The organism is Helicobacter ganmani (genome assembly GCF_003364315.1).
GTDB lineage: Bacteria > Campylobacterota > Campylobacteria > Campylobacterales > Helicobacteraceae > Helicobacter_D > Helicobacter_D ganmani.
Genome location: NZ_NXLS01000004.1, coordinates 26870 through 40748, shown reverse-complemented (window position 1 = coordinate 40748; position 13879 = coordinate 26870). Strand labels below are relative to the sequence as shown.

The 13879-nt window shown below is 37.9% G+C and carries 12 protein-coding genes; 6 read left to right on the top strand and 6 right to left on the bottom strand.

Annotated elements, in window-relative coordinates:
- The first annotated feature begins 42 nt into the window (after positions 1 to 42).
- The 6 genes from CQA43_RS04915 (at position 43) to CQA43_RS04890 (ending at position 6663) form a co-directional block, all read left to right on the top strand.
- Entirely contained in the window at positions 43 to 789 is a 747-nt protein-coding gene (locus CQA43_RS04915; protein WP_115551505.1) for a hypothetical protein, read from the top strand.
- 90 nt (positions 790 to 879) lie between these two features.
- Entirely contained in the window at positions 880 to 3381 is a 2502-nt protein-coding gene (gyrA, locus tag CQA43_RS04910; protein ID WP_115551504.1) for a DNA gyrase subunit A, read from the top strand.
- Positions 3381 to 3809, top strand: a complete 429-nt coding sequence (locus CQA43_RS04905) for a hypothetical protein (RefSeq protein WP_115551503.1) — start codon at positions 3381 to 3383, stop codon at positions 3807 to 3809. Before gyrA ends, CQA43_RS04905 begins: the two co-directional genes overlap by 1 nt.
- A 2-nt stretch (positions 3810 to 3811) precedes the next feature.
- Positions 3812 to 5134, top strand: coding sequence for a sigma-54-dependent transcriptional regulator (locus CQA43_RS04900; RefSeq protein WP_115551502.1), 1323 nt, complete (start codon positions 3812 to 3814; stop codon positions 5132 to 5134).
- Positions 5135 to 5144: 10 nt separating this feature from the next.
- Positions 5145 to 6170, top strand: a complete 1026-nt coding sequence (locus CQA43_RS04895; RefSeq protein ID WP_115551501.1) for an aspartate-semialdehyde dehydrogenase — start codon at positions 5145 to 5147, stop codon at positions 6168 to 6170.
- Between the two features lie 31 nt (positions 6171 to 6201).
- Positions 6202 to 6663, top strand: coding sequence for a low molecular weight protein-tyrosine-phosphatase (locus CQA43_RS04890; RefSeq protein ID WP_115551500.1), 462 nt, complete (start codon positions 6202 to 6204; stop codon positions 6661 to 6663).
- Positions 6664 to 6844: 181 nt separating this feature from the next.
- Here the strand turns inward: CQA43_RS04890 and CQA43_RS04885 are convergent, their stop codons facing one another.
- From CQA43_RS04885 to CQA43_RS04860, 6 genes are all read right to left on the bottom strand, one after another.
- Positions 6845 to 8104, bottom strand: coding sequence for an SLC5/6 family protein (locus CQA43_RS04885; RefSeq protein ID WP_115551499.1), 1260 nt, complete (start codon positions 8102 to 8104; stop codon positions 6845 to 6847).
- A gap of 310 nt (positions 8105 to 8414) precedes the next feature.
- Entirely contained in the window at positions 8415 to 9692 is a 1278-nt protein-coding gene (locus CQA43_RS04880) for an ammonium transporter (protein WP_115551498.1), read from the bottom strand.
- A 33-nt stretch (positions 9693 to 9725) separates the two neighbouring features.
- Positions 9726 to 10073 (bottom strand): P-II family nitrogen regulator, encoded by a 348-nt coding sequence (locus CQA43_RS04875; RefSeq protein WP_115551497.1) that lies wholly within the window; start codon positions 10071 to 10073, stop codon positions 9726 to 9728.
- Positions 10074 to 10326: 253 nt separating this feature from the next.
- The gene (locus tag CQA43_RS04870) at positions 10327 to 11538 is read right to left on the bottom strand and encodes a potassium/proton antiporter (protein WP_115551496.1); all 1212 of its coding nucleotides are present in this window, start codon (positions 11536 to 11538) and stop codon (positions 10327 to 10329) included.
- A 20-nt stretch (positions 11539 to 11558) separates the two neighbouring features.
- Positions 11559 to 12131, bottom strand: coding sequence for a recombination mediator RecR (gene recR, locus CQA43_RS04865; RefSeq protein WP_115551495.1), 573 nt, complete (start codon positions 12129 to 12131; stop codon positions 11559 to 11561).
- Positions 12132 to 12134: 3 nt separating this feature from the next.
- Positions 12135 to 13844: a cation:proton antiporter domain-containing protein gene (locus tag CQA43_RS04860; protein ID WP_115551613.1), complete on the bottom strand. Its 1710-nt coding sequence runs from the start codon at positions 13842 to 13844 to the stop codon at positions 12135 to 12137.
- Between the last annotated feature and the right edge of the window lie 35 nt (positions 13845 to 13879).

Below are 13879 nucleotides of genomic sequence, written 5' to 3'. Positions count from 1 at the left end.
TATTGTAGTATTTTAAGCATTAAAAATTGCAAAAGGACAAGTATGGCAAAAATTATCTTTATCGTGCTTTTGGCATTGAGTGCGAATGCAAAATATCCGCAATGGTTACAAGATAGCGTCAAAGTCGTTGCAGAGTTTGAACAACCCAATCGGTATATACCAAGCTATGTTGAGGGCTATGGCTTTGTGATAAATTATAATTTAGTCCTTACAAGTGCGAAGATTGTTTTTAATAAGAAAAAAGCAGACGAGATTACGCTCTACCACACAGAAGTTTTGGGACAGCCGATTGCTTGTTTGAGCCACGCTAAAATTTTGGCATTAGATGATAATTTAGATTTAGCTGTGCTAGAAGTGGAGCGATTTACGGATATTTATTGCAATATTTTGCCTACACCAAATTTTCGTGAATTGAGTTTCCAAAAAACTTATTTTAATCTCTTTAAAAAACCTATCCAAACCTCTTTGCAAACACTTTTAGGGGAGAATTTGAAAATCTCTTATTTTAGCGAACAAGATTGGTCAGAATTTCTACGTAGTAGAATCGCATTCAGAGACTTTTTAGATTTTTCCAAAGAGGAAAAAGAAAAAATGCTAGGTATGCCATTGTTTATAGAAAATGATTTTTTGGGCTTAAAGGTAAAAGAGTTCCCCAATGCTTCAAGTGAGAGCTTAAAAGTAGGAATTCTAACACACAAGGAAATTTTGGATTTTTTGTGCAAATTAGAAAATGAAACTTTAGTTTTCAAAAATAAAAAAGATTTGAAAGAATTTTGCAAACAACCTTAAAAAAATTCAAGCTTCATTAGCAAGATTAAAGTAAAATAAAGATAAAATCGCGAATTTCAAGCAAGTATAAATATAAAGAAAAGGGAAGGAATGTCAGACCTACTTAATCAAGATATTCAAAATGTTAATATAGAGGATTCCATTAAAGAAAGCTATTTGGATTATTCTATGAGCGTTATTGTAGGACGCGCATTGCCTGATGCAAGAGACGGATTGAAACCTGTGCATCGTAGGATTCTATATGCGATGTATGAACTAGGTGTTACTTCAAGAGTTGCTTATAAAAAAAGTGCAAGAATCGTAGGAGATGTTATCGGTAAATACCATCCACACGGAGATACCGCAGTTTATGACGCATTAGTTCGAATGGCGCAAGATTTTTCTATGCGATTAGAGCTTGTAGATGGGCAAGGAAACTTCGGAAGTATTGATGGTGATAGTGCGGCGGCAATGCGTTATACTGAAGCAAGAATGACGCAAGCAGCCGAGGAGTTACTCCGTGATATTGATAAAGACACCGTGGATTTCTTGCCAAACTATGATGACACTTTGCAAGAGCCAGATATTTTGCCAAGTCGCTTGCCAAATTTATTGATTAATGGTTCTAATGGAATCGCAGTAGGAATGGCGACAAACATTCCGCCCCACCGCGTAGATGAGATTATAGACGCGTTAGTTTATTTGATTGATAACCCCAAAGCTCCATTAGAAGAGGTTTTGCAGTTTATTGAGGGTCCAGATTTTCCAACCGGTGGGATTATTTATGGCAAAAGTGGAATTCGCGAAGCCTATGAGGGCGGACGCGGACGCATTAAAATCCGCGCGAAAACGCATATTGAAAAAACTAAAACCAAAGATATTATCGTAATTGATGAGATTCCTTATCAAGTTAATAAAGCGCGCCTTGTAGAGCAGATTGCCGAACTCGCTAAAGACAAGGTAATTGAGGGAATCTCTGAAGTGCGTGATGAATCCGATCGCGACGGAATCCGAGTCGTTGTAGAGTTAAAGCGCGAAGCAATGAGCGAAATCGTGCTAAATCATCTCTTTAAATCCACGCCAATGGAATCTACTTTTGGAATCATTTTGCTTGCAATCCACAACAAAGAACCAAAGGTTTTCACACTTTTAGAATTGTTGGAACTTTTTATTTCTCATCGCAAAAGTGTAGTGATTCGCCGAAGCATTTTTGAACTAGAGAAGGCTAAAGCTAGAGCGCATATTTTAGAGGGCTTAAAGGTTGCCTTAGAAAATATAGATGAGATTGTAGCTTTAATCCGCGCAAGTAGCGACCCAAAAGTCGCTAAAGAGGGCTTAGTAAGCAAGTTTAATCTAAGTGAGATTCAAGCACAGGCTATTTTAGATATGCGTTTGCAAAGATTAACAGGCTTAGAGCGCGATAAAATAGAAAATGAATATCAGGAGCTTTTAAAGGAGATTGCACGATTGAGTGAAATCTTGAAAAGTGAGGCGAAATTAAATGCAATTATCAAAGAGGAATTGTCAGAATCCAAAGAGAAGTTTTCAACAAAGCGAAAAACTGCGATTGAAGAGGATTATGAGAACATTGATATGGAGGATTTGATTCCTAATGAGCCTGTTGTCGTAACAATGAGCCATCGCGGCTATGTTAAACGCGTGCCAGTGCGCACTTATGAGAAACAAAACCGCGGAGGTAAGGGAAAAATCTCCGCAAATACGCACGAGGACGACTTTATTGAGAGCTTTTTTGTATCTGATACACACGATACGATTATGTTTATTACTAACAAAGGGCAGCTTTATTGGCTCAAGGTTTATAGAATCCCAGAGGCGAGCAGGACAGCAATTGGTAAGGCAGTGGTGAATCTCATTAATCTAAGCTCTGACGAAAAGATTATGGCAACAATTACAACAAAAGATTTTAATGAGGATAAATCTATTGCGTTTTTTACCAAAAATGGAATCATTAAGCGCACAAATTTGAGTGAATTTAAAAATATCCGAAGTGTAGGCGTCCGAGCTATTAATTTAGACGAAAATGATGAGCTTGTTACAGCAAAAATCATCTATCCCAGCATTAAAGAAATTTTAGTCGTAACTTACGAGGGAATGTGTGTGCGTTTTGGCGTAGAAAATGTGCGTGAAATTGGGCGTGTGGCACGCGGTGTTACAGCAATTAAATTCAAAATGCCAAACGATTATGTGATTGGTGCGACTGCAATCATAGATGAAAATGAAGAGATTTTGAGTGTAAGCGAAAAAGGAATCGGTAAGCGTACAGAAGTGAATGAGTATAGAATTACGAATCGTGGAGGCAAGGGTGTGATTGCGATGAAGCTTACAGGTAAGACAGGTAAGCTTGTAGGGGTTGTCAATGTAGATGAAAAAATGGACCTTATGGTGCTTACAAGTAGTGGCAAGATGATTCGTGTAGATATGCAAAGCATTCGTAAGGCAGGACGAGCAACAAGTGGTGTGATTATCGTCAATGTAGATGACGACAAGGTTGTCTCTATTGCGCGTTGTCCTAAAGAAGAAAAGGAATCGGAAGTAAGAGAGGGTGATGAGGGCGAAGAGGCAAAATTGCTTGGAGGCGATAATTTAGAATAATGTGGAGGATTCTGTTAGGGATAGTGTATTTGACTGCTTTTTGTGAGGCATCAGAATATATTTTTTCTTATAGGGTTGCAGCAAGAAATGGTATGCTTTTAAACGAAAAATATTATTTTTCTCCTGCAATGGTGGGCGCAAATATTTTGCGTCAAACAAAGAATCCTTATAAAAAATGCACAATTAGCCACGAGGCAAAAACTGAAAAAGCTTTGCTTCGCGACTATAAAGAGAAAATTTTAGAATGTTTTTTAAAATGGGGAGTGAGACTAGAGGATAACACGCAAGTGCAGAATTTACAAGGCAAATCCATAACTTATTTGGCGATTCCACCGACACGCATACAAATAGAGTATGCTGATGGAATCGCAACGATTTACGCACTCACTCACGACATAAATAAGACAATAAAAGCAATAAAGGAGTAAAGATGAAATTAGCTATCGTTGAAGATGATATTAATATGCGAAAATCTCTTGAAATTGCATTAGGGGAATACGATGAATTTGAGGTTGTAAGCTTCAAAAGTGCGAAAGATGCGCTTAAAAAGCTTGATGATAGTATAGATTTAGTCATCACAGATATTAATATGCCCCAAATGGACGGCTTGGAGTTTTTAAAAGTCCTAAATGGGCGTTATGAGGCACTCATTATCACAGGGAATGCAACTTTGAGTAAGGCGATTGATTCCATTCGTTTAGGCGTGAAAGATTTTTTGACGAAGCCATTTGAGATTGAAACTCTCGTGGAAGCGATTTTGCGTGCTAAAAAAGCACAAGAAGTAATAGCAAAGGCAAGCAAGAAACCAGTAAAAGCTGGAAAATCAAACGATAAAATCACTGAAAATAAGCAGTTTATCTCAAGCTCACCTGCGTTAGAAAAATCGCTTAAACTCGCAAATAAAGCTGCCAAAACCGCTGCTTCTGTGCTTTTGCTTGGAGAAAGTGGAGTGGGAAAAGAATTGTTTGCAAATTATATTCATCAAAACTCTCCTAGAGCGCAAATGCCCTTTGTTGCGCTAAATATGGCTGCGATTCCAGATAATTTGCTAGAATCTGAACTTTTTGGTTATGAAAAGGGAGCATTTACAGATGCCACAGAGGGCAGGGCTGGGAAGTTTGAAGTAGCCAATGGCGGAAGCATTTTTTTAGATGAAATCGGCGAAATGCCCGCTTCCTTGCAAGCGAAACTTTTGCGTGTTTTACAAGAAAAAGAAGTTGTGCGTTTGGGAAGTTCAAAGCCTATCAAGGTGGATATTCGCTTCATTGCCGCAACAAATGCAGATATTCAAAAAAAGATTCAAAAAGGCGAATTTCGGGAGGATTTGTTTTTTAGATTGCAAACGATTCCGATTCGTATTCCACCTTTGCGGGAGAGGGCAGAAGAGATTATTCCGCTGTGCGAATGGAAATTAGAGCAAGTGGATAAACAATATGGCGTAGGCAAAAAACATTGGGGAAAGGGAGCGCAAGAACAATTACTTGCTTATCGTTGGCCCGGTAATATTCGTGAGTTACTCTCTGTGATAGAGCGCGCAGCAATTCTATGTGAGGGAGAGGAGATTATGGTAGAGGATTTGTTCTTAAGCTCTCGCGAGAGTGGAGGTAAAAAGAAAATTGCTAATTTAGAGGAAGAGCTGATTTATGAAGCTCTTAAGGCGAGTGATTCTGATGTAGATAGTGCAGCAGGGTTATTGGGATTCAAAAAAGAGTTGCTTTTAAGCAAAATGGAACGTTATAATATTAAACTCTAAAGGAGAAAAAATGAAAAAATTTAATATTGCTGTTGTAGGTGCAACTGGCGCGGTAGGAGAAGAAATTTTTAGGGTTTTGGGTGAGCGCAATTTGCCGATTAACAAACTTGTGCCATTAGCAAGTGCGCGCAGTGTGGGCAAAGAGGTAGAGTTTGGAGATGAGAGGATTAAAGTCAAAGAGCTAACCCACGAAATTTTTGAAGAAGAGAACATTGAGATTGCTTTCTTTTCTGCTGGTGGAAGCATTAGTGCGGAGTTTGCTCCAAGTGCGGCGAGGGCTGGTGCGGTCGTGATTGATAACACAAGCCATTTTAGAATGCAAGAAGATGTGCCACTTGTCGTACCTGAAGTCAATCCACAAGATATTGCCTTATGGGAGAAAACAGGAATTATTGCAAATCCTAATTGCTCCACAATCCAAATGGTACAAGTCTTAGAGCCACTGCATAGAGCCTTTGGAATCAAGCGTGTAGATGTTAGCACTTATCAAGCGGTTTCGGGTGCAGGTAAAAAGGGAATGGAAGAGCTTGTAACACAAATGCAAAAATTCTTTGATTTTAGCTTAGAGGAATGCGAGCCAAAGGCATTTCCACACAGAATTGCATTAAATGTGATTCCGCATATTGATGTATTTTTGGGCAATGACTATACCAAAGAAGAAATGAAAATGGTGAATGAAACAAATAAAATTATGCATAGTGATTTTGCAGTAAGTGCGACTTGTGTGCGTGTGCCTGTGCTTAGAAGTCATAGTGAAGCTATTACTATTAAATTTGCGCGTGAAGTGAGTGCCAAAGAAGCACAAGAAGTGTTGAGGAAAGCGGAAAGTGTTGTATTGATTGATAATCCACAAGAAAAATCTTATCCTATGCCGATTATTGCTACAGATAGAGACGAAACCTATGTGGGTAGAATCCGTGTAGATAATTATGATAAACGCATTTTACATCTTTGGTGTGTTGCAGACCAAATCCGCGTGGGTGCAGCAACAAATGCAGTGAGAATTGCACAAAAATGGATTGCAATGCAGAGTTAAGGGGAGGTTTGCAGATATCTTAAGGAATTTTATGGCGATTCATTCTATTTTGTTTGTGTGTTTGGGAAATATTTGTCGCTCGCCTTTGGCAGAAGGAATTGCGAGGAAGCTTGTAAAAGAAGCGGGATTGTCTTTGTATATAGATTCTGCAGGAACGAGTGGGTGGCATATTGACGAGCCACCCTGCGAGCATTCTATTATGGTAGGTAAGCGACACGGGATTGATATTTCCCATCTTAAAGGGCGCAAAGTTAGTGTGTATGGCGATTTGGATTTTGATTTGATTATTGCAATGGATAAGCAAAACTATCACGACTTATTGCAGTTAGGTTTTCCAAAAGAAAAACTTGCTTTAATGGGAGATTTTGGCTTAAAAGGAAAAGAGATTCCAGACCCTTATTATTTTAAGGATTTAGACGGCTTTGAAAAAGTCTATTCTATGTTAGAAAGTGCAATTTACGAGTTAATTTCTGTTGTTGTAAAAAAATATTGAATCCTGTTGCCGTTATTAAAAGAGAATTCGTGGCAATCTATAATTTTATATCGCAAGTATTTTTGATTGCTAAGGTTATGGATTTGCTTCGTTTCTTCGCTGAAAGATTAGTGTGTATTCTTGTGTGCTGATTTTTATCCTTACAGCACACGCTTGCTTTAGTGCAAATTGAGAATTTGGATTACAAGAAAAACTTATAAACAACACTTGTAATTGTCAAAAGTCCCGTGATGAATACGAATCCGTCCAATAAGGGATTTTTATATTTTTTGAGTTTTCCTACACTCCAAATTGCGATGATGGGCATTAAAAACAAAATTGCTGCAATGATTGGACCTCCTAAATCTTCAATGAAGCCCAAAATGCTAGGATTAAGATAAGCAACAAGAATAATTGTAAAATACATAAATAAAGTGCTAAAAATTTTGATACTGCGGAGATCTGGTGCTTCATTGCCGCTTAGTTTAATGGCTTTTCTTATGATTCCATTCAAGCCCTCAAATGCTCCAAAATAATGTCCAAAAAATGAGCTAACAATCGCCAAAAATGCCACAAGTGGTGCGCCTAAAGCAATAATGGGCGTTTGGAATTGATTTGCAAAATAAGAAAGAATTGGAATATTTGCCTCCCTTGCTTGGGCGAAATCCTCCGCATTGAGACACAAAATACAAGAAAAGACAAAGAACATCACAAAAACAAGCAATAAAATTGCGGTGCGAAAGAGAATTTGATTTGCCTTTTCTTGTGAGTTATGATAGGTTTTGCGCACGTTAAGTGTGAAGGTGGAAATTGCAGGGGAATGATTGAAAGCAAATACAAGCACAGGCAAAGTAAGCCAAACAACTTGGATTAGTTCCTCAAAACTTGGTATTTTTTGTAGCGATTCTAGTTTCCAATAGGGAATTAGGTAGAGAGAAAATGCGAAAAGCACTGCACACAAAGGATAGACGAGTGCATTACAAGCTTTGGTAATTGTTTCTACTTTGAATACCATTATTGCCATCATCGCACTTACGAGCACAAAAGCAAGTCCAGCACGCGCAAGAGGATAAAGCGTCATCGTGTTTGGGTCATAAAGACTAATAAGGTTTAGCTGATGAACGAAAAAACTTGCAAAAGTGTTGGTAATGCCCACTCCATAGGCAAGACAAATAGGATAAATCGCAAAGAAATAAAGAAGTGTGATAAAAAAACTGATTCCGCGTCCCCAATATTCCTCTGCCGCGTGTGTAATGTCGTGTTCTGTATTTTTGGATTCATTGACGAAGCGACTAAGTGCGCGGTGTGAGAGCCACACCATAGGAAAGATGAGAAAACTCATTAACACCACAGGATAGAATCCTCCAGTGCCTGCGCGAATAGGTAAAAACAATATTCCAGCACCTACTGCAGTGCCAAAAAGTGAGAGTGTCCAACGTGTGTCAAAGCGATTCCATTGCATTTGAGATTCCTTTTGTTTGAAAATAAAAGTTTATAATGCCAAGCAAAAGAGATTGCTTAAAAATTGGAAATTTTGGGATAATTTTGTATTTATTGGGAGATGAAACAATTTGTAATACAGAATCTCGCTTTTTAAATTCCATTGTAAAGGTTAATTTATACGGAATTATAGATTGTTGTGAAAGTTGCATTTAGCAATTTCTCGCAAGGGCGATAGAATGAAGCTATAAGTATGCGGGTTATGGGTTGCTTCACTGCATTTGTGAGAGAGAGGATAAAGGTTATCCTTGCGAGATTCTATAAATAAACCCCTATCGGTAGGCAATTTCTCCGTGTAAAGACTGGTCTAAACCATTTTCCTCTTGCACTTCCTCTACACGCAAGAGCACAAAAACACTCATTATTTTTAGCACCACAAAACTAACCACAGCCGAAAGCGCGAAGCACGCGATAATTGCGACAATCTGCACGCAGAGCAAACTCCAATCTCCGCCATATAGCAAACCCTCACCTGCAGCTTCCTTGCTTACGATTTCATTAACCGAGCTTGTCGCAAAAAGTCCTGTTGCGATTCCACCCCAAATCCCTCCTACTCCGTGCAATCCGAATGCGTCAAGCGTATCATCATAACCAAACTTAGACTTCATCGCACTAATGGCAAAAAAGCAAATAGGAGAAACAAAAAACCCAATCACGATTGCAGAAAATGGTGTTACGAATCCCGCAGAGGGAGTAATCGCCACAAGCCCTGCCACAATCCCTGTAATACTGCCTAGCAAAGTAGGTTTGCCATATTTCGTCCATTCTATAATCATCCACGAAATCATCGCACCTGCTACTGCAAAGTTTGTTGTCAAAAACGCATTGACTGCGACAGAATTTACACTAAGCGCACTTCCTGTGTTGAATCCAAGCCAACCAATCCATAAGAAAATCGCGCCGACAAAAGAGAGGGGCAAACTATGCGGGAGGATTCCTTTTTTGAATTTGCGTTTGCCAAGCATTAAACAGCCTACAAGCCCCGCTACACCTGCTGCAATATGCACTACACCGCCACCTGCAAAATCAAGAGAGCCAATCTTCATAAGCCAACCTCCACCCCATACCCAATGCGCCAAAACATCATAAACTAAAGTACTCCAACAAAGGATAAAAATCAGCAACACTCCAAAGCGCATACGCTCTACAAATGAACCCGTGATAATCGCCGCGCCAATCACAGCAAAAAGCATTTGAAAAAATACAAAAAGATTTTCAGAAACTAAACCAATCGTAGAATCTTGGATATTGCCCAAAAAAAGATGATTTAGATTTCCAATCAACTGCCCTATATCATCTCCAAACGCAAGAGTATAGCCCAAAATAACCCATTGAATGCAAATTAGCGCAAAAAACACCACACAATTTATCATTGTGCTCAAGACACTGCCGCGATTCACCATTCCACCATAAAACATTCCAAGTGCCGGCGTCATCAATAGCACCAACCCCGAACACCCTATCAAAAACAAAGTATCCACAGCAGAAACTTCGGAATCTGCACCAAAGACAAAGCCATATAAACCGAAAAATAATAAGATTGCTTTCATTGTATTCCTTTCACTGCGTCTTAAGATTGGACATTAAATTGCATCTTCTCCCTCTTGACCTGTGCGAATCCTAATCACATTGCTAACAGGCAAAATAATAATCTTGCCGTCCCCTGCGCTCCCTGTTTTTAAAGTCGTTTTTGCCACCTCAATAATTGCTTGAAGCAGGCTTTCTTTGGTGATGATTTCTATGCGAATTTTTGGCAACAAATCAATCGTCGTTTCATTACCGCGATAGATTTCCGTTTTACCTTTTTGATTTCCTGCACCCATTACATTACTCACAGTCATTCCCTTGATACCTTTTTGAGCCAAAGAATCTTTCAAAATATTTAGTTTCTCCGAACGCGTAATAATCTCAACTTTGCAAATTTTATTCATTCTGTCTCCTTATTTGAAATTCCAAAAGAAATTTTACAAAATTTAAACTTAAATTTTAAAATTAAATTTAATTTTTAAGTAATAATCTAAATTTTTGCTACAATAAGGAGGCGAGGAATTATTCTTGCGTAATTTTAGATTGTGTATTTGCATATAGAAAAATTACCTACATTTGCAAATCTATAATGTCGGTTAAAAGCAAAAGATTCTATGGAATTACAAAAAAATGTATTTTCTGCTTTTATGTTATAATCTAATCTTTTTCGTCCTCTTCTACGATACCCAAATGTCGTGCAGCAAATCCCAAAGTCGTTCCCTGCACCAATACAGACACAAGCACCATAAAAAAGACTATATTAAAAATTAATTGTGATTGTTCCAACTCATACACAAAAGGATAAGTTGCAAGAATAATCGGCACTGCTCCACGCAAACCAACCCACGAAATGAATGCTTTTTCATTTTTGTTATATTTGCTGTTTGCCAAAGACACAAATACACTCACAGGACGTGCGACAAACATCAATACCAAAACCAAGCACAAGGCTGGAAGCGCAATTTCTGGGAGCTGCGAAGGAAAAACAAGCAATCCAAGCACCAAAAACACAAGGATTTGCATCATCCACGCAATCGCGTCGTGGAATGCAATAATATGAGATTTGTAAGGAAAGGCAAATTTGTTTGTTAGAATCCCTGCAATATAAATGCTTAAATAACCATTTCCATTAAGAGTTATAGAAAGCCCAAAAATCATAAAAAGCCACGCAATGCTAATCAAAGGATAAAGACCGGGTTGAGAAATATTTAATCGCTCGCAAATCTTTGGAAAAATATAACCACAAAGCAAGCCTATCGCTCCTCCAATCGCAAATTGTGCTACAAACTGCACAATCCATTCTGCAACAGAAGTTACATTGTGCATTACGATTAATTGCAAGATTGTAATCGTTAAAAAAATTGCCATAGGGTCATTACTGCCGGATTCCAATTCCAAAAGTGGCTTAATATTGTGCTTAAGCCTGATTTGATGTGAGCGAAAAATCATAAACACTGCTGCAGCGTCGGTAGAAGAGATGATAGAGCCTAGTAGCAAGGCTTCTAAAATCGTAATATCCAACATCAAGTAAATAAAGCAAGCCAAAATCACTGCTGTAATCAAAACCCCAAATGTTGCCAACATTACCCCGCTAACAACCACTGGCTTAATCTGTCCCCAATGCGTATCCAATCCCCCGCTATAAAGAATAAAAATCAGTGAAACCGAACCAACCGCTTGTGCTAAAAGTGCATTGTCAAATTTGATTCCAACAATCCCCTCACTTCCTAACAGCATTCCTAAAATCAAGAATATAAGCAATAGAGGAAATCCAATTTTTTCTGAAACTTTACTCGCATAAACACTAATAAATAGAATAGCTCCAATCGCAATGATATAAAGATGTAAATTATTCACAATTTCTGTCAAAATTTCTCCTTTTAAAAATCCTAAATTTTGACTCGGGATTGTAAGGCGCGAATAATTGAGAGCTGGTCAATATTTTCTAAACTCACGCCTGTAGGAATACCTTGTGCAATTTTGGTAAATTGCAATCCCAAATATTCTAATTTATCCTCCAAATACAACATCACACTTTCATTGCCCAAAGTTGGGCTAAAAGCAAAAATTATCTCTTTTGTATGATTTTTTTGTATGATTTTCTCTAAATGTTTCAAATCCAATTTCTCAAGACTTTCTATTACAAAATATTTACCCAAAAACTCTCCACTCTCCTCTAACAAAAAAATCTCTCTAGGATTCGCAACAATGCACAATTCGCCATTATTGCGCATATTATCACTACAAATAGAGCATAAAAAATCATTGGAGATTCCACCACATTCCTCGCAAATTCGTAGTTGTTGGACACAGCATTCAATATTATGCGCCAAACTTAACGCGCTAAACTTATCCTCAAATGCCAAAAAATATGCTAAACGCGTAGCAGATTTTCTGCCAATACTTGGAAGTTTCTCTAAAGATTCTACAAGTTTTGCAAAATTTTCAGGATAAGATTTCATTGTCTATTGGTTCTCCTCTTCCCTATTGATTCCCATTTCTTTAGATTCTTTAATAGCTTCTAAGGCAGAATTTGCCAATATTTCTGCAATCTCGCGACTGCCATTAATGACTGCATAAAGTCCAATTCCTCTTAAGTCTGCCTCTATTGTCTCCTCATCGGTTTGGGCAATTACTCTTACAAGATGTGAAATATCCATAATATGCCGACAAGCCTTTTCAATTGCTAAAGGAGATTCTACACATAAGATGACAACTTTTGTTTTTTGGATTCCAATTTCTCTAAAAATCATTTTATCCGTGATATTGCCATACACAATATTGCAACCCTTTTTGATTCCCTCTTCTACGCGTTCATAATTGGAATCCACCACAAGTGTTGTAACATCACAACCACTAAAAAACTCTAATACTTTTTTGCCCAAAGCTCCATATCCGCAAATCACAACTTCATAGGAATGCTCTGTCTGCGATTTTTGATTAAGTCCAACCTTGCTACCAATTTTTGCAATCTTAAGCGGAATCCTAAAAATTTTTAGAGCAAATTTAACACACAAATCTAATCTATCCAAGATAAAAGGTGTCGCAATCATTGAGAAAATTACCATTAAGGTTAAGAATTGATAAATTTCGTTTGGAGTAATAGAAGCGACAAACTCACTTCCAAAAATCCCATTCAAAATTCCGCCATCTAATCCTAAATTTAAAATCTTATGTTGGCTAGCAAGTAAGAAAATAGCGAAAGAAAATTCTCCAATTTGCGAGAGAGAAAGAGCAATGCGCATTGCAACTTTTGCCTTTCTTAAGAGGCTTAAAAATGCGAACATAATCAAGGTTTTAATCAGTAACATCAAAGCAACAAGCAAGAGAACAACGATAAAATATTTTGCCAAGAAAATTGCATCTACTTGCATACCAATCGTGATAAAAAAAACTCCTAAAAGCAAATCACGAAAATACACTAAAACGCTTGCTACTTGATGTTTAAAGGGTGAATTAGAGACAAGCATTCCTGCTAAAAATGCTCCAAGAGAGAGAGAGAAGCCAAAGTATTTACTAAGATATGCTGAACCTAGCACTATTAAAAACACCGTCCCGACAAAAATTTCATCTGTTTTCATCTTGGCACTTGAGCGCAATACGATACGCGCAAGGAATCTCCCGGGCAACATCAAAAGCAATAAAACAATTACCGCAGAAACGCCTGTGCTTAACAGCATTTCACTCATACTTAAATCTTGATTGCTCAAAAGTTTAATCATTAGCAAAATGGGAATCACCGCAATATCTTGAAAAACTAAAATGCCTACTGCTGCCATTCCATAAGGAGTTTTGGTTTGATTTGTTTCGTTGAGACTTTTTAAAACGATTGCCGTAGAGGACAAACTCACCGCACTCGCCAAAATAATAGAAGTGTCAAGATTGAATCCTATCAGATAATGACAAATAGCATAAAATACGGCTATGGAGATTCCAATTTGCAACCCGCCAAAGAGCAAAACCTCTTGCTTCATCTGTGTGATTTTTTTGAAGCTAAAATCAAGTCCTATCATAAACATCAAAAACACGATTCCAAGCTCCGCAGCTTCGTTTAAATCCACAGAATCCTCAACGCGAAATCCAAAAATATAAGCCGTCAGTGTTCCTGTAACAATGTAGCCAATAATCGCGGGAATTTTGAGTTTATTTAAAATAATTCCAGAAACTACTGCCATAGCCAAAACACAGATAATAATAAGTAAGTTGTCTA